This is a genomic window from Natronospirillum sp. (assembly GCF_022565775.1).
Taxonomy (GTDB): Bacteria; Pseudomonadota; Gammaproteobacteria; order Pseudomonadales; family Natronospirillaceae; genus Natronospirillum.
This window is the reverse complement of the sequence record NZ_JAIUMC010000034.1, coordinates 14035-30560: the sequence shown is the minus strand read 5'-3', so window position 1 is coordinate 30560 and position 16526 is coordinate 14035. Positions and strand designations below refer to the sequence as shown.

Genomic DNA, 16526 nt, shown 5'->3' with positions numbered 1-16526 from the left:
CCATGTTCTCGAACTTGTCTTCCAGTTCGATTTCCTTGGCCACGCTGACGCCGTCCTTGGTCACACTGGGTGCGCCGAAAGACTTGTCCAGGACCACGTTGCGGCCCTTGGGACCCAGAGTAACCTTGACCGCGTCGGCCAGCAGGTTCACACCCTTTTGCATGCGGCCTCGAGCCGCATCACCGAATTTGACTTCTTTAGCTGCCATTTTGCATCTTCCTCATTCGTTCAATCTGTTGGTGTAGCCCGTGGTTGTTCAGCCTTCGACAACGCCGAATACATCGCTTTCGGACATGATCAGAAGCTCTTCGCCGTCAACCTTGACGGTGCTGCCCGAGTACTGACCGAAGACGACTACATCACCCACTTTCAGGTCCAGCGGGCGCACGTCGCCATTGTCCAGCAGTCGGCCATTGCCCACCGCCAGTACTTCACCCTGTGAAGGCTTTTCCTTGGCAGAACCGGGCAGAACAATGCCGCCGGCGGTCTTTGTCTCTTCTTCTTTGCGTCGTACTACGATGCGATCATGCAACGGACGAATGTTCATCTGATGTTTCTCCCAGTTAAACAGATTGGCTGTTTGTTATGCCTTCCCGAAAATGGGGATGGGAAGGACAGTTTCAATAGGTGCCCTGCAAAAAATTTACAAAACACCGAAAGTCGCTTTGCTCTGCACGACTAATCCGCGCAGGGGCTCAGTCATTGCGCTCGTAATCGCCCTCGATGACCCGCCCGGAAGGCGGCACATCCGTGGGGCGCTCACTGCCCGGGGGCGGTGTACCCGGCCCACTGGGGCCCAGCCAGCTCCAGATCAGCAACACCAGGCCCAGCGTATCCGTGGCGAACCCGGGCGCGACCATCAACAACCCGGCAAACATCCGCCGCGCTATCGTCTGCTGGCGCACCTGCAGCCACCACTGGTTGACCATGCCGGACTGCATTTCCTGCAGCACCTTGAACCCGGTAAGCCGGATCAACTGGACACCGATGATTGCTGATACCACAATCTCGAACAGGGTTGCGATCACACCAATGCGTGATCCCAGTTCTATGAACAGCCCCAGTTCCAGCGCAAAAAACAGCAACAGCAATATCAGCAGGGGCATGGCGTCTCCCGGACTTGCAATGACTTACTGCGGCAATTTGGGGGCAGCCGACGGCATTTCAAGGCTCAATGTGCTCGGGCAGGGTATTTTTTCCGGACAGACAGCAAAAAATGGAGTCCAGTCATGGATGAGCTTCAGGTAGACATCATCGGGCCGGGTGCCATGGGCCTGCATTGTGCCCTGGCGTTGCCGGCCCGATGTCAGGTAACACTGCGCCATCCGGACTACCGTGAAGGCACGACCGAGATCAGTGACGATACGGGTCGGCGCCGCCAGGTGCGCACCCGACCACTCAACGACCCAAGCCGGATTGCGGCTGCTTTGGTCACCACCAAAGCCGGCCGGGTGGCCAGTGCAGTGCAAACTGTGCTGCCGGCGCTGGATGCAGAGGCCGAGATACTGTTGCTGCACAATGGGCTTGGCCCGCAGGATCAGGCAGCAGACTGTATGTCACCCGGGCAACGGCTGTATGTCGGCATCACCACTGAAGGCGCTCTGCGTGAAGGTCCGGGCGTGATTCGCCATACCGGCCGCGGGTCGACACTGGCGGGCCCCTGGCGGACACCTGTCACCCCGGGGCCGCTGATAGAGGCACTGTGCCAGAGCAGCCTGCAAGCACACTGGGAACCGGACCCCAGTCAGGTCCGATTTGCTGTCTGGCGCAAGCTGATCATCAATTGCGCCATCAACCCGCTGACTGCGCTGCACAACCTGCCCAACGGCGGCCTTCTGACAGACACCTACCGGCCGGCGTGGGTGGCACTGACGCAGCTCGCCTGCCAGGTAGCCAGAGCAGAAGGCATCCGGATCGACGTGCCGGAGATGCTGGAGCAGGTCGAGACCGTGATGCGGGCAACAGCGCGCAACTACTCCTCCATGCAGCAGGATGTGCAACATGGTCGGGAGACCGAGGCCCCGCAGATACTGGGCGAGTTGATCCGGCGTGGGCGGCAGCACAGCATCGATATGCAGCCACTGGAAGAGCTAGTGTCCCGAGTGGTTAATTCGGGACACTAGTGCAGCGACTGTCTTGCAAATAGTCTGACTTGATGCCAGTTTTGCCAGTAACCCTAGTCAATCCGGTGATGGTTTTCGACGTGAGTGTCAAGCCGTGAGCACACCTACTCAGGCGCATCGACGTCTGTTCATGCGCAACGCCATACTGCTGGCGACCAGTTTGCTGTGCACCCTGATAATTTCGGTACTGATTGCCTTCACGCTGTCATATCGCACGCTGGTGCCGCAGATGATCGACCTGATAGAACTGGGGTTCCGGGCCTTGCCGGAAAATACCGACTTTCAGACACTCTGGTCCCGCCGCAGCCTATCGGAGGACAACCTGCCTGACCTGATCGAGGTGGTCGCTCTGTATGAGCAAGGGCAACTGGTCGCCGAATTCAACCGCACCCCAAGACGGGCCCTGCCCGCGCAGGCCGAATTTCTGCCCGAGCAGGCCAGCCTGCCGCGCCAGCACCGGCTGGTCGATCTGGGCCCCAGTGGACGCTGGCAACTGTTCGTGGTGGGCAATGCCACCTTGATGCACAGCTTCTATCGGCAGACACTGCTGGGGCTGTTTCTCCTGGCTGCCTTGTCCGCCGCCCTGGTAGTTCTTGTGTCCTATCGGTTTCAGCGTGCCATCTCGTCGCCCCTGCGCCACCTGATGTCGGTCGCCCGGCAAATTGATCAGGAGGAGAATTTCACTATCCGTGCGCACAAGGGGCCGGAAGACGATATCGGTGATCTGGTGGATTCTTTCAATGCCATGCTGCAGCGCGTGGAAACGCGCGATGTCCAGCTGCAGAGCGAGCGTGACAAGGCCGAGAAAGCCCAGGTGCAGGCTCAGACCCTGGCTCAGGAAACCCGTGATGCCAATCAGCGGCTGGAGTTCGAGGTGCAGGTTCGGTCGCGTGTAGAGCGTAAACTGACGGAGTTCCAGGCCTATCTGAATGCCATGATCAACTCAATGCCCTCTGCCTTGATAGCAGTGGACGAACACGCCCTGATTACCCAGTGGAATGACGAAGCGAGCCGGCTCAGTGGCCGATCCCTGGACATGGCACTGGGGTACAGCCTGGACGAGGCGTTTCCGTTGCTCGAAGGCTACATGGAAAGCCTCAGCCGGGCCCTGTTGGACAAGCAAATTCAGCGCATCGAGCGGGTTCACTACCAGCGTGCAGAGCAGGAGCTCATATTGGACATGGTGATCTACCCGCTTCACCTGACGGGCATTATTGGTGCGGTTATCCGCATTGACGATGTGTCGGACAAGGTACGCATGGAAGAAATGATGGTACAGAGCGAGAAAATGATGTCGGTAGGCGGTCTCGCTGCCGGCATGGCGCACGAAATCAACAATCCCCTGAGTGCTGTCGTGCAGAGTGCGCAGACGATCCGACGACGCCTGTCGACCGAAACACCGGCCAACCAGAAGGCGGCAGATGAATTCGGTCTCGACATGGACCAGTTGATGCGCTATCTGGACGCCCGGGACATCCCCAGGTTTCTGGATCACATTCTGACCTCCGGGGAGCGGGCGGCCGCCATAGTGACCAATATGCTGCAGTTCAGTCGTCAGAGTTCGACCGGTTTGCAGCCGGCTGACATCTCAGAGCTGATCGAGCGGGCACTGGCGATTGCCATGAGTGACCTCAACCTGCGCCAAGACCTCCAGGAGGGAGACCTGACCATTGAAAAGGATCTGGAAGACTGCCGCAATCTCAAGGTGCCCGTCGCCAATACGGAGATTGAGCAGGTGCTGTTCAATCTGCTGAAAAATGCCTGGCAGGCGGTACAGGATCGTCCCGATCCGGAGACGCCTGGACTGATCCGGGTCGAGTGTCAGAAGACATCCCATCACTGCGTGATCAAGGTGACCGACAACGGACGGGGCATGGACGCACAGACTCGCAAGCGGGTGTTCGAACCGTTCTTTACCACCAAGGAAGTGGGACAGGGCACTGGCCTGGGTCTCAGTGTCGCCTATTTTATTGTAACCTCGCACCATCATGGCCAGCTGTCGGTCAATTCAGGCGCTGACAGCGGCACCACTTTCACCATCAGACTACCGCTTCAGCCACCAGAGCAAAACGCCGGCTGAACCTTCAGGAGAGCAATAACTCATGGGAAAACGACTGTCTCGCATCTATACACGCACCGGCGACAAGGGTGACACCGGACTGGGTACCAATGAACGCCTGCCCAAACATGCAGCCCGGGTTCAGGCCATGGGCGATGTCGATGAGGTGAACTCCTGGGTGGGACATATCCGTGCTGCCTTGGGCGGCGAGCATACCGAAGATGCCTGCCTGAACCAGATCCAGCACGACCTCTTCGATATCGGGGGCGAACTCGCCATGCCGGGTTATGAATTGGTACAGGCCAATCTGGTCAGTGAACTCGAGGCGGCCATAGACCGACTCAATGAGCCGCTGCCGGCACTGGAGAATTTCATCCTGCCGGGGGGCAGCGAGGGGGTTAGCCGCGTTCACGTGGCACGCAGCGTCGCGCGCCGGGCAGAACGGTCACTGTGGGCGCTGCATGACGCGGAAAGCGAACAGGCCCGACCGGACGGCGAGCGTCTGGGCCTGCACGCAGTACAGTACCTGAATCGGCTGTCAGACTACTTTTTTGTCCTGGCGCGCAGCATCGCCAGCGAAGACGGTGGCCGAGAAATCCTGTGGCAGAACCGGTACGCCAAGGACTGAGCAACCGACAGTCAAGCCTCATCGCCGTTGTGGCGGCGGCCCGTCATAGGTCTCGTACTCGACCCGATAATCCCCCTTGCGTGGCAGGAAAATGCTGACTCGCGAGACGTCGCCGGTGGATGTATCTTCAGCCACCAGCGACATGTACCAGGTCTGGCCACGGCGGCGTATCTCGGGCCGTGTGTAGATGAACGGGCCGGCGCGGTTGAGTTCGGACAGCGGAATAATCGTATCCACACCCATGCCGTTCGGGCAATCACAGACCCATTGCACATAGAGCAGATGATGCCGACTGGCCAGGGGCTCACCGGCATCCACCACCAGCAACCGATGAATGCCGTTGCGGCCGTTGGCATGCCAGTGGCCGAAGCGCTTGGCAAATACCAGGTGCGCCGGCAGGTCGTAGATCCGGTAGTCGATATAGCTGTCTACATAGTCGTAATCCTGCTGCGGCACCGGCGAGGACAGCAGGGGTGCCACCAGCACCGCCAGAACCAGCAGCAGGGGCACGCGCACGCGCCTTGACCAGCCGCCAGGCCGAGAACCGCTGTCACACTGCTGCTTACTGAACATGCCACTACCTCACTGATTTGCGCGCAACCCGCAACTACCGGGGGCTCCAGCCGCGTCTTTACCGACGCCGTGCTGATAACTCTTTCTGACTGTCTAAAGTAACGGCGGCTGGCGCCGATTCTTAAGCATAACAGTGGATGACGTTCAGCCGGCGGAGATTCAGAATGCAACCCATCATACTCGGCAAAAACCTGCTCACGGATGACGAGATACTGGCTTTTGCGATGAGTGAAGACAATTATCGGATGCTAACGCTGGAGCGCCTGCAGCACCATGCGCTGACGGCTGCGCTGCTGACCGCCAGTTCGCTGATTCGCCTGCAACGACAGGCCGGCAGGCTGCCGTTGCCGCCTGTTTCCGGAGGCAGTCAGGCCGACACCTGACCAACCGGGCTAAGCTGTTGAAATCTTTTGAATTTCCTTCCATGTGATAGTTGACAGCCCGCTCAATAGATGGATAATACCGCCTCGTTCGCGGGGCTATGTAGCTCAGTTGGTTAGAGCACAGCACTCATAATGCTGGGGTCGCTAGTTCGAATCTAGCCATAGCCACCAACGAGCAGATAGAATGTGAAAAAGATGTTGGGCCGTCGCCAAGTGGTAAGGCACCGGTTTTTGGTATCGGCATTCGGAGGTTCGAATCCTCCCGGCCCAGCCATTTCTTTCTGCAGACTATTTGCCTCGGGGAACGTTTTCTATGCGCCTCTCTCGCACCCTCTCCATGACATTGCTGCTCGTGCTGATGGTGGCATTGCTTCCGGCTTCAGCCAACACACTCAATGTCCTGATGTACCACCATGTGGCCAATGATACGCCTCCGGCCACCTCGACCCGTGTCGACGTTTTTCGCGACCACCTGGACTATCTGGATGAAAACCACGAAGTGGTTGATTTGGTCTGGGCCCTGGAGCGCCTCCAGGCGGGTGAATCCATTCCCGACAATGCCGTTGCCCTGACCTTTGATGATGCCTACATCAACGTCTATGACACCGCCTGGCCGATGATGCAGGAATACGACTTTCCGTTTACCGTCTTTGTCGCCACGCAACCGGTAGACCAAGGGTCACGCATTGTCATTCAGTGGGATCAGCTTCGTGAAATGCATGAAGAAGGGGTGCGCCTGCTCAATCACAGTCACGGGCATGAGTACATGGTGCGCTATGACGCCTATGACGATACCTGGCGCGAGGAAGTGATCGAGACAGTGGAAACCGCACAGCGCCGGCTGACCGAGGAACTGGGCGAAGAGCCCCCGAAAATATTTGCCTACCCCTATGGGGAGTACAACGACCTGCTGCGCGACATCATGGAAGACCTGGGCTACATCTCCATGGGTCAGCATTCCGGAGGCATTGCCGATTTTTCCGACTGGCAGGCCCTGCCCCGCTTTGCGGCAGGCGGCACGGCGGCCAACCTGGACACGCTCAAAGTGAAGCTACAGAGTCGACCCTTGCCGGTGGAGTTCCCGCTGCCTGAACAGGTGACCAACGACCGTCGTCCAGTCCTGGAAGCTCGCTTGCTGGATAATGACGATGTGCGCTGGGACGCGCTCAACTGCTTTACCGGTGCCGGCACCCCAATCCCTTTCAGCATTGACGGTGGCGTGCTGACGGCGCAGACGGAAGAAGATTTCCGCGACGGGCGCAATCGCTACAATTGTACGGCGCCCGCCCGGTCCGGTGGCTTCTACTGGCTGTCGCGCCAGTGGCTGGTCAATCAAGGGCCTGCAGATTATTGAAGCGGATCATCTGCTTGATTTCCTCCACGTAGGCTTCCCGCCGCGTGGAGTAAGCGAGCAGGTAGGGGGCCAGATCCAGCCCGGACAATGCCTGCCCGTTGTCGCGCGCAGCGGCCCGGGCTTCTCGCATCTCTTCGTAGCTGAAATGACGATTCAGGTTCTGCAGGAAGCTGCGCACTGAGATTGCCGGCGAATCAAAGGCCCTTACCTCGTATATCTCCCCGTCCGGGCGACTCTGTGGCACCAGGCCACAGCCCTCGCTGAAGCACCATTGGCCAAACAGATTGTTACCTTCCCGGGCAAAGCGTGAGGTGCCCCAGGCGGACTCGTTCGCAGCCTGAGCCACGATCAGCGATGGGGGAAGTACGTCGATCTTCAGCAACAGCTCGCTCAATATGGCTTCCATGTCCTGCTCCAACTCCACATAGTAGCGCTCGGCCAGGTCATTCAACTGCTCAAGGGTGCGTTCCGGCAGCGGGTTCCCCTGCGCCAGATCATCACTCCAGGACTCGAGAATGGCGCGCTTTTGCAGCAGGCGCGCGTTTTCCTGATGAATGATGGGCAGCAGAAAATCGTAGAATTCGTCCTTGCGTTCCTGCACCACTTCAAGTGCTGCGAAATCCGGCAAGTCTTCGGGTTCGGCGGTCAGCACGTCGATCGACATCAGTGGATCAAACTGTTGTCGAATGGTCTCTTCCCGCTCAAGCCCCTGATAAAGTCCCCAACCGGCAACCCCCAAGGTGAACACGCCGACCAACAGACCACTGAGCGGCCCCCTTCTGGCATCAGGGTACTGATTTTTCATGACTATCATTACTCTCTCCCGGGCCGTGATCCTTGCGGAAACGGCGTTACACTGGCACTACCGGACCCTTTGTGGTCCCGAACTCTGTTGATACCCTCCTGATCGACCTCGTCGACCCGGACTACGCTGTGAATGGGAATATAGCTGCGCTGCACGCCTGCAAACTCTGTTTTCAAGCGCTCTTCTCCCGGATCGACCACCACATTGGATCGTTCGCCGAAAATCAGCTCCTCGATTTCCAGAAATCCGTAAAGTTCACTTTGTGACACTGATTTGCAATAAAGTTCATACATCTTGTCCTGATGCACAAACATGACCCGATAGACCGTTTTCCGCGATCGCTTTGCCATGGACTCCCCAACCGTCTGAGTGTTGTCGATATCTTTACCAAATTGTAACACCGTCAAGCGTTCTGACGAACTGTGTTTCAGTAGACGGTCGAACCGGAAAGTCAGCAAATCGTCCCCGCTCTTGTTGTGATGACCGGACCGGCGGTACAATAGCGGATTGAATTTTCAACCGGATGGATTTCACCAGACTGCATGGGCAAAAAGCTGTTTATCAAGACTCACGGCTGTCAAATGAACGAGTATGACTCGGACCGCATGGCCGACCTGCTGCAGGATGCAGAAGGCATGGAGCTGACCGATCGCGAGGAAGAGGCAGACGTCCTACTGCTCAATACCTGTTCCATTCGTGAAAAGGCGCAGGAAAAGGTATTCCACCAGTTGGGTCGCTGGAAGCATCTGAAAGCCCGCAACCCGGATCTCAAGATCGGCGTGGGTGGCTGCGTGGCCAGCCAGGAAGGTGAGCACATAAGTGACCGGGCGCCCTATGTGGACATGATCTTCGGGCCACAGACACTGCATCGCCTGCCCAGCCTGCTCAAGGGCAAGGCCGACAGTGCCGGCAAGCGCATTGCCGCAGTCGATGTCACCTTCCCCGAAATCGAAAAGTTCGATCACCTGCCGGCACCGACCAGCGATGGCGTATCAGCCTTCGTTTCAGTGATGGAAGGCTGCTCCAAGTACTGCACTTTTTGTGTGGTGCCCTACACACGCGGCGAAGAAGTCAGCCGCCCCTTTGATGATGTGCTCGCCGAAGTAGTGCACCTGTCCGAACAGGGCGTGCGGGAGATCAACTTCCTGGGCCAGAACGTCAATGCCTATCTGGGGCCTAAACACGATGGTGGCGCCGCCGACCTGGCTGAACTGATCACGGTCGCTGCAAGCATTGACGGCATAGACCGCATTCGCTTCACCACTTCGCATCCGGTCGAATTCTCGGACAGCCTGATTGACGCCTATCTGGATGTGCCGGAACTGGTCAGCCACCTGCACCTGCCCGTGCAGAGTGGCAGCGATGTCATACTCAGTGCCATGAAGCGCGGCCATACTGCCGAAGACTATATCGACAAGATGGAGCGCATTCGGAGCAATCGTCCGGATATCAGTTTCTCTTCCGATTTTATCGTCGGCTTTCCCGGTGAGACGGCGGCCGACTTTGAAGCCACCATGAACCTGATTCAGCAGATCGGCTTCGATCATTCCTTCAGTTTTGTCTACAGCGCGCGGCCGGGCACCCCTGCTGCCCAGTTGCCTGACGACACCCCCCCGGAAGTCAAGAAGCAGCGCCTGCAGATTTTGCAGAGTCGTATCCAGCAGCAGACCATGGCCATTTCCCGCGCCATGGTGGGCTCCATTCAGTTGGTTCTGGTCACCGGCACCGCCGAGCGCAATGCAGAAGACATGCAGGGCAGGACCGAAAACAACCGTCTGACTTTTTTCCGTTGCGATGACCCTGGCCTGATTGGCAAGTTCGTTCAGATACGCATCACGGAAGCCTATGCCAACTCGCTGCGCGGCGAACTGGTCAACCCAGAACTCGCTTACTGACATCACCACCCGGATATCCGAGGCTAACTTTTGGCAAACACAGCATCACCCGTAAAACCCGAAACTGCGACAGTGCGTTTCGAGCTGCAACCCGATCACCCACAGAGACTGGCCAGCCTGTGCGGCCTGGGCAATGAAAATCTGCGTCTGATCGAAGAGCGCCTGGATGTGCGCATTCTGAGCCGCGGCAACGCCTTCGAAGTGCATGGCCCCGAGACCCTGTTGGCGGTTGTCCAGGCTCTGCTGGTGGACCTGTATGCCATGACCCAGGGCGGTGCTGATCTGCAGCCCGACCAGGTGCATCTGCATTTGCAGGATGCCGAAATAGAAGCCCGCACAGAAGGCCGACATCCCGGGCAGGTGAATCCGTGGGACAAGCCGGGCATCAACGAGGTGCGCACCCCCAAGGTTCTGGTCAAGCCCAAGGGCCCCAACCAGAAGAAGTATGTGCAGGCCATTCAGACCCATGATGTCAATTTCGGCCTGGGCCCGGCCGGTACGGGCAAAACCTATCTGGCCGTGGCTTGTGCGGTAAACGCCTTTATGCGCGATGACGTCAAACGCATTCTGCTCGTCCGCCCGGCGGTAGAAGCCGGCGAAAAGCTGGGCTTTCTGCCCGGCGACCTGGCACAGAAGGTCGACCCCTACCTGCGCCCGCTTTACGATGCCCTGTATGACATGCTGGGCTTCGAAAAAGTCGACCGGCTCATTGAACGCACCGTGATCGAAGTAGCGCCCCTCGCCTATATGCGCGGCCGCACACTAAGCCATGCCTTCATCATTCTGGACGAAAGCCAGAACACCACCCGTGAGCAGATGAAGATGTTTCTGACCCGTATCGGCTTCGGCTCAACGGCGGTCATTACCGGCGACCCCAGCCAGGTCGATCTGCCGCGCAACCAGCAGTCCGGGTTGCGCCATGCCATTGAAGTCCTCGAAGGTGTAGAAGGCATCAGTTTTGTGCATTTCGGCTCACAGGATGTGGTCCGTCATCCCATGGTGCAGCGCATCGTGGATGCCTATGAGCGCTGGGACCAGGGGCAGGAGCCTTCCGGTCATGACCGCTGAAGTCACCCTGCAACTGGCGGCGGGTGCAGCCGACACCACGCCGGATGAAGCCAGGTTCGCACTCTGGGCAGACCAGGTGGCCGCCCATGTTGGACGCCCGCTGGCGCTGACCATTCGCGTCGTCGAGGAAGCCGAAAGCCGGCAGTTGAACCACGATTTCCGCGGCCAGGACAAGGCCACCAATGTGCTGTCGTTTCCGTTCGAACCGCCTCCGGGCATAGAATGGGACGACCCCTTCATTGGCGACCTTGCACTCTGTGCGGCCGTGATCTTGCGGGAAGCGGAACAGCAGCAGAAGACGCCCCTTGACCATTGGGCGCATATGGTCATCCATGGTACCTTGCACCTGCTGGGCCATGACCACCAGAATGACAAGGAAGCAGCCGCCATGGAAGCACTGGAAATCGAGCTGCTGAACCAATTGAACATTGCCGACCCTTATCGGATGGCAGGAGAAACAGAAACGCCATGAGCGAAGACCAGAGTAGTCAGGCCAGTAAACGAGGCTGGCTGGCGAAACTCTCGGATGCCTTCTCGGCTGAGATCAGAGATCGGGATCAGGTTCTGCAGTTATTGCAGGAGGCTCATGAGAATGAGCTGCTGGACAACTCTGCATACCACATCATGCAGGGGGCCATCGAGGTCAGTGACCAGCATGCACGCGACACCATGATTCCGCGTTCGCAGATGGTGGTGATCGAGCCCGGTGATACGGTAACCGTCATCCTGGACAAGATTGTGCAGTCCTCGCATTCCCGATTCCCCGTGATGAATGAAGACAATACGGCTGTGGTCGGCATTCTGCTGGCCAAGGACCTGTTAGGCCTGGCGCGGGAAGCGGATTTCGATGTCGAACGCATGACCGCGCGGATTGGCGAGGTAATCCGACCGCCTGTCTTCGTTCCGGAGAGCAAGCGCCTCAACCGGCTGCTGCGCGATTTTCGGGAAACCCGCAATCATATGGCCATTGTGGTTGACGAATATGGCGGCGTGGCCGGACTGGTGACCATCGAGGATGTCCTGGAAGAAATTGTCGGGGATATCGAAGACGAGCATGACCCGCTGGAAGAAGAAGACATTCAGGAGCTCGGCGAAGGTCGCTATCGGGTGTCTGCCCTGACCGAAGTCGACGATTTCAACGACTACTTTCAGACCGAACTCAGTGACGAGGAGTTTGACACCATTGGCGGTTATGTCACTCATGTCTTTGGTCATCTGCCGCGCCGTGGCGAGGCCGTCACCATCGCCAACTGGCACTTTGTCGTGCATATGGCAGACGATCGGCGAATCCGCCTTTTGGACGTGTCTCGTGCCGGGCGTCGGGAATCCCTGCCGGAACTGACCCCGCACATGACCTCACCCGACTGATCAGCCCTCCAGCTGGGCCCTGAGCTCTGCCAGAGCCAATCGGGCCCGCCCCAGGTGGGCGGCGGCCACCAGCGAATGATTGGCCCAGAGCCCTTGTCCGCTGCCGTTCAGCACCCAGGGGGACCACAGGGGCCGCTGCAGCGCAGACAACTCCAGCAACGCCAGGTCGAACTGTGCTTGCGCGGCCTCCGGGTCGGCAAACACGGGGCGAAAATCTTCGCGTACACCCTGCAGACTGTGCATAAGTGCCCAGCTGTAACCCCTTGTCTGATACAGCACATCATCCACTTGCAGGCGCGGTGTGGACGAATCCGGCGGCTCCAGGCCCAGAAAGGGCGCCGGGTCGTAGGCCCGCTTGGCCACGCTCATCATCAGAGCCTCATGCTGGGTTTCCAGGCGTTCTTCTACCCGCTTCAGCCAAAGACTGAGGTCTTCGCTGCGTACATGAAACTCGGCATTTCCGGCCTGCAGGCGCTCGATATACTGCGTCAGGTGGCTCAGCCCACGCCGGTACTCGGAATCAGTCGACGGCAGGAGCCAGTTGTTGGTATCGAAAAAGAACTGCGGCTCGACAATCACCAGGTCAGCGTCTTCGGTGGCCTGCAGATCGGCGCGCGTCATATAGCGTCGCAACAGCTCTGCCCATTCGCGGGCATGCCAGACAACACCCAGCTCCCAGTTCGGCATGTTGTCCAGCATCACGGCCGGTGGCAGGCGGCTGTTGCGCAGATAACCACCAGGCTTGTTGAGCAAAGCATCCATAGTCTGCTCCAGTGCCACTGCGGTATACAGGCCGGATACAGGGTCATGGTCGCCGGCACGGTCTTCCGCGATCTCCGTGATATCGCGCAGGCCGGGCTCCTGACTCCACCACAGCCCCAGAATCAGCATCACCGCCACCACACCGCCAGCAACGCCCAGCGCCAGCCGCCAGCGACGCTTCAGGGTACTTAGCGTCATTACTGCACCACGGCGCCAGCGGTCTGCGCGGTCGCGCCAACCTCGCCGGGTGGCCGTCGTACCGGTGCCCTCTTCTGCCTGGTCCTGCTGCGTCATCCGTCGAGTCTCCCAGTTGTCTGCCTTGTCATGCCGGTTGCCTCTGCAGCCTGACAGCCAGTGCTGCTTTTGAACCGGAGTCATCAGCTTACTGCATACCGGCGCCGACTAAAATGTGAACCGTTCAGGCATGATGCATTGAAATTGGCGGCGTCTTTTGATTTTTTTTCATAACAAATATCACGATCAGGCGTTGACCCGCCTGCCTGTGACCAATATTGTCTACGTGTTCGCTGATTTTAACTACAAAATCCAACAAACTTATGGCCCAGTACGCAATCGGAACCCGATTTATCTACAGTCTCTGCCACTATGGCAACGGCGACGGTCTCGTTCAGCCTTGGGTCATGTTCACGGTGCCGCACATGCAGAGCAGCGCGCCACCGTGTCGGTACACACTGCATTAACCCATTCAAAACGCTACAGGACTCGGGCAATGGATATTCGTAAAGTCAAAAAGCTCATCGAACTACTGGAAGAATCCGGGATCGACGAGATAGAAATCACCGAAGGTGAAGAATCGATCCGTATCAGCCGGGCATCCCAGAAACTGCAGGCCATGCCGCAGGCCTATGCCGCACCGGCGCCCGCACCGGCCGCACCCGCGCCGGCCGCACCCGCGCCGGCAGCGACTCCAGCGCCGGCTCCGGCTGCTGACCCCGCCCCCAGTGCCGAGCCTGCGGGCCACATCGTCAAGTCACCGATGGTAGGGAGCTTCTATCGGTCGCCGACGCCAACGGCTGCGGCCTTTGTCGAGCCCGGCCAGAAGGTCAAGAAAGGCGATACCGTCTGCATTGTCGAAGCAATGAAGATGATGAACCAGATCGAAGCAGATCGCGACGGTACCATTGGCGAGATTCTGGTGGAAAACGGCCAGCCGGTGGAATTCGATCAACCTCTGTTCACCATTGTCTGACAGGTGCTGTGATGCTGGATAAAGTACTGATCGCCAACCGTGGCGAAATTGCCCTGCGCATCATGCGCGCCTGCAAGGAAATGGGCATCAAGACGGTGGCGGTGCACTCCAAAGTGGACCGCGACCTCAAACACGTCAAGCTCGCCGACGAAGCCGTCTGCATCGGCCCCAATCCGAGCGCCGACAGCTACCTGAACATTCCGGCCATCATAGCTGCAGCTGAAGTCAGCGGCGCCGTCGGCATACATCCGGGCTATGGCTTCCTGGCAGAAAACGCCAACTTTGCCGAACAGGTCGAGAAGAGCGGCTTCACCTTTATCGGCCCGCGCGCCGAAACCATTCGCCTGATGGGCGACAAGGTATCCGCCATCCGCGCCATGATCGAGGCCGGCGTACCGACGGTACCCGGCTCAGGTGGGCCGCTGACCAACAACGACCAGAAGAATCTGGCCATGGCCCGCGAAATCGGCTACCCGGTTATCATCAAGGCTGCCGCCGGGGGCGGTGGGCGCGGCATGCGTGTCGTGCACAGCGAGGCCAGCCTGATCAGCTCTATCTCGGTGACCAAGTCCGAGGCCAGCGGCGCCTTCGGCGATGACACCGTCTATATGGAGAAGTTTCTGGTCAACCCGCGCCATGTCGAGATTCAGGTGCTGGCGGATGGCCAGGGCAATGCCCTTCACTTGTTCGATCGTGATTGCTCACTGCAGCGTCGCCATCAGAAGGTGATGGAAGAAGCACCGGCTCCCGACATTGACCCGGAAGCGCGCGCCGAAGTACTGGCCGCCTGTGTTCGGGCCTGCAACAAGATCAACTATCGTGGCGCCGGCACTTTCGAGTTTTTGTATGAAGACGGCCGCTTCTTCTTTATCGAGATGAACACCCGCGTGCAGGTTGAGCATCCGGTCACCGAGCAGGTCACCGGTGTGGATATCATCAAGGAGCAGTTGCGCATTGCCTCCGGGGAGCCCATGTCCCTGCGCCAAGAGGATATCCGGGTGCTCGGGCACTCCTTTGAATGCCGGATCAATGCGGAAGACAGCAAAACCTTCATGCCAAGCCCCGGTACCATCAGCCAGTTCCACCCACCAGGTGGCTTCGGGGTGCGTTGGGATTCCCACATCTACAACGGCTATACCATTCCGCCCTTTTACGACTCGATGATCGGCAAGCTGATCACCTATGGTGAAAACCGGGCTGCAGCGCTGGAAAAAATGCGCGTAGCACTGGATGAACTGGTTATCGAGGGCATCAAGACGAATACCGATCTGCACAAGCAATTGGTGCGTGATGAAGGCTTCCGGGCGGGGGGAACCAACATTCACTACCTGGAAAGCAAGCTGATCAAATAGTCTGATGAACTGGCTGAAACTCAGACTCCACAGGCTGCAGCCACAGCAGGTGGAGGTATTGGAAGAGGCACTGCTGGGCCTTGGGGCTGCGGCTGTGACTCTGGAGGATGCGGCTGATGAACCGGTTCTGGAGCCGGCACCGGGCAGCACACCGCTCTGGTCCAGCTCTCAGCTGACGGCGTTGTTCAGCGCTGACATGGATGTCGACACGCTTATGCTTGAACTGCAACAACAGTTGCCTTTGCCCGGTGTGCAACAATTGCCCGACTGGTCTTCCGATCTGCTGGAAGACAAGGACTGGATAAGGGCCTGGATGGATCATTATCATCCGATGCAGTTCGGTCGCCGACTCTGGATCTGCCCCAGTTGGCAACCACCCCCTGATCCGTCTGCCGTCAATCTGCTACTGGATCCGGGCCTGGCCTTTGGTACCGGCACCCACCCGACCACGGCGCTGTGCATGCGCTGGCTCAATGATCACGCTGAAGCCGGCGCGCTGGCCGACCGGCAGGTCCTGGATTTTGGCTGTGGGTCAGGTGTGCTGGGCATTGCTGCACTGTTGCTGGGAGCCAGGTCGATGATCGGAGTGGATATTGACCCGCAGGCCGTTACCTCAACTCAACGCAACGCCGAGCGCAACAGCATATCGGCGCGCAGCTACCGGGTCATGCTGCCTGATGCCCTGCCGGGCGATACCCGAGCCGACATCCTGCTGGCCAACATTCTCGCCGGCCCGCTGATTGAACTGGCACCCATGCTGGGTCAGCACCTCAAACCGAATGGCTGGTTGGTGCTGTCGGGCATCATTCGCAGCCAGGTCGACGACGTTTGTACCGCCTACCGTGATATACTGACTCTAATTGAGGTTACATATCAGGACGACTGGGCTAGAATCACTGGCCGTCGCATAGCCAGCCACTCATCAGCCGATCACGGATCCGATTGA

The 16526-nt window shown here is 58.6% G+C and carries 19 protein-coding genes and 2 tRNA genes; 14 read left to right on the top strand and 7 right to left on the bottom strand.

Features of this window, described 5'->3' with window-relative positions; genetic code table 11:
- The 3 genes from LAT62_RS08530 to LAT62_RS08520 form a co-directional block, all read right to left on the bottom strand.
- Positions 1-208 (bottom strand): TCP-1/cpn60 chaperonin family protein (locus LAT62_RS08530; RefSeq protein ID WP_293381976.1); only part of this gene is annotated, 208 nt, incomplete at its 3' end.
- A gap of 48 nt (positions 209-256) precedes the next feature.
- Positions 257-547, bottom strand: a complete 291-nt coding sequence (groES, locus tag LAT62_RS08525) for a co-chaperone GroES (RefSeq protein ID WP_293381974.1) — start codon at positions 545-547, stop codon at positions 257-259.
- A gap of 148 nt (positions 548-695) precedes the next feature.
- The gene (locus LAT62_RS08520; protein ID WP_293381971.1) at positions 696-1106 is read right to left on the bottom strand and encodes an FxsA family protein; all 411 of its coding nucleotides are present in this window, start codon (positions 1104-1106) and stop codon (positions 696-698) included.
- A gap of 123 nt (positions 1107-1229) precedes the next feature.
- Between LAT62_RS08520 and LAT62_RS08515 the strand changes: the two genes are divergently transcribed.
- The 3 genes from LAT62_RS08515 to LAT62_RS08505 all read left to right on the top strand — a co-directional run bounded on the left by LAT62_RS08515 (position 1230) and on the right by LAT62_RS08505 (position 4810).
- Entirely contained in the window at positions 1230-2123 is an 894-nt protein-coding gene (locus LAT62_RS08515; protein ID WP_293381968.1) for a 2-dehydropantoate 2-reductase, read from the top strand.
- Positions 2124-2217: 94 nt separating this feature from the next.
- The gene (locus tag LAT62_RS08510; RefSeq protein ID WP_293381965.1) at positions 2218-4203 is read left to right on the top strand and encodes a sensor histidine kinase; all 1986 of its coding nucleotides are present in this window, start codon (positions 2218-2220) and stop codon (positions 4201-4203) included.
- A gap of 22 nt (positions 4204-4225) precedes the next feature.
- Positions 4226-4810, top strand: a complete 585-nt coding sequence (locus LAT62_RS08505; protein ID WP_293381962.1) for a cob(I)yrinic acid a,c-diamide adenosyltransferase — start codon at positions 4226-4228, stop codon at positions 4808-4810.
- Positions 4811-4828: 18 nt separating this feature from the next.
- On the opposite strand, the gene LAT62_RS08500 is transcribed toward LAT62_RS08505, so the two are convergent.
- A complete protein-coding gene (locus tag LAT62_RS08500) occupies positions 4829-5383 on the bottom strand; it encodes a hypothetical protein (RefSeq protein ID WP_293381959.1) in 555 nt (184 codons plus the stop codon).
- A 164-nt stretch (positions 5384-5547) separates the two neighbouring features.
- On the opposite strand from LAT62_RS08500, the gene LAT62_RS08495 reads away from it, so the two are divergent.
- The 4 genes from LAT62_RS08495 (at position 5548) to LAT62_RS08480 (ending at position 7120) form a co-directional block, all read left to right on the top strand.
- Positions 5548-5766 carry a hypothetical protein gene (locus tag LAT62_RS08495; RefSeq protein ID WP_293381956.1) on the top strand — a complete coding sequence of 73 codons (219 nt, stop codon included), beginning with the start codon at positions 5548-5550 and terminating at the stop codon, positions 5764-5766.
- Between the two features lie 94 nt (positions 5767-5860).
- Positions 5861-5937: transfer RNA gene (locus tag LAT62_RS08490), tRNA-Met, on the top strand.
- Positions 5938-5965: 28 nt separating this feature from the next.
- Positions 5966-6040 (top strand) — tRNA-Gln (locus LAT62_RS08485).
- A 39-nt stretch (positions 6041-6079) separates the two neighbouring features.
- Positions 6080-7120 (top strand): polysaccharide deacetylase family protein, encoded by a 1041-nt coding sequence (locus LAT62_RS08480; protein ID WP_293381953.1) that lies wholly within the window; start codon positions 6080-6082, stop codon positions 7118-7120.
- Here the strand turns inward: LAT62_RS08480 and LAT62_RS08475 are convergent.
- Positions 7095-7925, bottom strand: coding sequence for a glucosaminidase domain-containing protein (locus LAT62_RS08475; protein WP_293381950.1), 831 nt, complete (start codon positions 7923-7925; stop codon positions 7095-7097). The genes LAT62_RS08480 and LAT62_RS08475 overlap by 26 nt on opposite strands.
- Before the next feature lie 8 nt (positions 7926-7933).
- Positions 7934-8275 (bottom strand): DUF1820 family protein, encoded by a 342-nt coding sequence (locus LAT62_RS08470; RefSeq protein WP_293381947.1) that lies wholly within the window; start codon positions 8273-8275, stop codon positions 7934-7936.
- Positions 8276-8467: 192 nt separating this feature from the next.
- On the opposite strand from LAT62_RS08470, the gene miaB reads away from it, so the two are divergent.
- From miaB to LAT62_RS08450, 4 genes are read left to right on the top strand one after another with little or no spacing between them, the layout of a single operon-like run.
- Positions 8468-9820: a tRNA (N6-isopentenyl adenosine(37)-C2)-methylthiotransferase MiaB gene (miaB, locus tag LAT62_RS08465; protein ID WP_293381944.1), complete on the top strand. Its 1353-nt coding sequence runs from the start codon at positions 8468-8470 to the stop codon at positions 9818-9820.
- Positions 9821-9850: 30 nt separating this feature from the next.
- Positions 9851-10888, top strand: coding sequence for a PhoH family protein (locus LAT62_RS08460; protein ID WP_293381941.1), 1038 nt, complete (start codon positions 9851-9853; stop codon positions 10886-10888).
- On the top strand, positions 10878-11360 hold the full coding sequence (ybeY, locus tag LAT62_RS08455) for an rRNA maturation RNase YbeY (RefSeq protein WP_293381938.1): 483 nt from the start codon (positions 10878-10880) through the stop codon (positions 11358-11360). Before LAT62_RS08460 ends, ybeY begins: the two co-directional genes overlap by 11 nt.
- Entirely contained in the window at positions 11357-12256 is a 900-nt protein-coding gene (locus LAT62_RS08450) for an HlyC/CorC family transporter (RefSeq protein ID WP_293381935.1), read from the top strand. The genes ybeY and LAT62_RS08450 overlap by 4 nt, the downstream gene beginning before the upstream one ends.
- Here LAT62_RS08450 and LAT62_RS08445 read toward each other — a convergent pair whose 3' ends face one another.
- Complete coding sequence (locus LAT62_RS08445; protein WP_293381932.1) at positions 12257-13396, bottom strand: DUF2333 family protein; 1140 nt, start codon at positions 13394-13396, stop codon at positions 12257-12259.
- Between the two features lie 352 nt (positions 13397-13748).
- Here LAT62_RS08445 and accB point away from each other — a divergent pair, with 352 nt between their 5' ends.
- The 3 genes from accB to prmA are packed head-to-tail and all read left to right on the top strand — an operon-like array spanning position 13749 to position 16526.
- Positions 13749-14228, top strand: coding sequence for an acetyl-CoA carboxylase biotin carboxyl carrier protein (gene accB / locus LAT62_RS08440; RefSeq protein ID WP_293381929.1), 480 nt, complete (start codon positions 13749-13751; stop codon positions 14226-14228).
- An 11-nt stretch (positions 14229-14239) separates the two neighbouring features.
- Complete coding sequence (accC, locus tag LAT62_RS08435; protein WP_293381926.1) at positions 14240-15580, top strand: acetyl-CoA carboxylase biotin carboxylase subunit; 1341 nt, start codon at positions 14240-14242, stop codon at positions 15578-15580.
- A 4-nt stretch (positions 15581-15584) separates the two neighbouring features.
- Positions 15585-16526 (top strand): 50S ribosomal protein L11 methyltransferase, encoded by a 942-nt coding sequence (prmA, locus tag LAT62_RS08430; RefSeq protein WP_293381923.1) that lies wholly within the window; start codon positions 15585-15587, stop codon positions 16524-16526.

Bases quoted from the DNA above. Each gene is read 5' to 3' on its own strand.
- LAT62_RS08445 (WP_293381932.1), bottom strand. From the start codon at position 13,396: ATGACTCCGGTTCAAAAGCAGCACTGGCTGTCAGGCTGCAGAGGCAAC.
- LAT62_RS08495 (WP_293381956.1), top strand. From the start codon at position 5,548: ATGCAACCCATCATACTCGGCAAAAACCTGCTCACGGATGACGAGATA.
- accC (WP_293381926.1), top strand. From the start codon at position 14,240: ATGCTGGATAAAGTACTGATCGCCAACCGTGGCGAAATTGCCCTGCGC.
- LAT62_RS08515 (WP_293381968.1), top strand. From the start codon at position 1,230: ATGGATGAGCTTCAGGTAGACATCATCGGGCCGGGTGCCATGGGCCTG.
- accB (WP_293381929.1), top strand. From the start codon at position 13,749: ATGGATATTCGTAAAGTCAAAAAGCTCATCGAACTACTGGAAGAATCC.
- LAT62_RS08470 (WP_293381947.1), bottom strand. From the start codon at position 8,275: ATGGCAAAGCGATCGCGGAAAACGGTCTATCGGGTCATGTTTGTGCAT.
- prmA (WP_293381923.1), top strand. From the start codon at position 15,585: ATGAACTGGCTGAAACTCAGACTCCACAGGCTGCAGCCACAGCAGGTG.
- groES (WP_293381974.1), bottom strand. From the start codon at position 547: ATGAACATTCGTCCGTTGCATGATCGCATCGTAGTACGACGCAAAGAA.
- LAT62_RS08475 (WP_293381950.1), bottom strand. From the start codon at position 7,925: ATGAAAAATCAGTACCCTGATGCCAGAAGGGGGCCGCTCAGTGGTCTG.
- LAT62_RS08505 (WP_293381962.1), top strand. From the start codon at position 4,226: ATGGGAAAACGACTGTCTCGCATCTATACACGCACCGGCGACAAGGGT.
- LAT62_RS08450 (WP_293381935.1), top strand. From the start codon at position 11,357: ATGAGCGAAGACCAGAGTAGTCAGGCCAGTAAACGAGGCTGGCTGGCG.
- LAT62_RS08520 (WP_293381971.1), bottom strand. From the start codon at position 1,106: ATGCCCCTGCTGATATTGCTGTTGCTGTTTTTTGCGCTGGAACTGGGG.
- miaB (WP_293381944.1), top strand. From the start codon at position 8,468: ATGGGCAAAAAGCTGTTTATCAAGACTCACGGCTGTCAAATGAACGAG.
- LAT62_RS08480 (WP_293381953.1), top strand. From the start codon at position 6,080: ATGCGCCTCTCTCGCACCCTCTCCATGACATTGCTGCTCGTGCTGATG.
- LAT62_RS08500 (WP_293381959.1), bottom strand. From the start codon at position 5,383: ATGTTCAGTAAGCAGCAGTGTGACAGCGGTTCTCGGCCTGGCGGCTGG.
- ybeY (WP_293381938.1), top strand. From the start codon at position 10,878: ATGACCGCTGAAGTCACCCTGCAACTGGCGGCGGGTGCAGCCGACACC.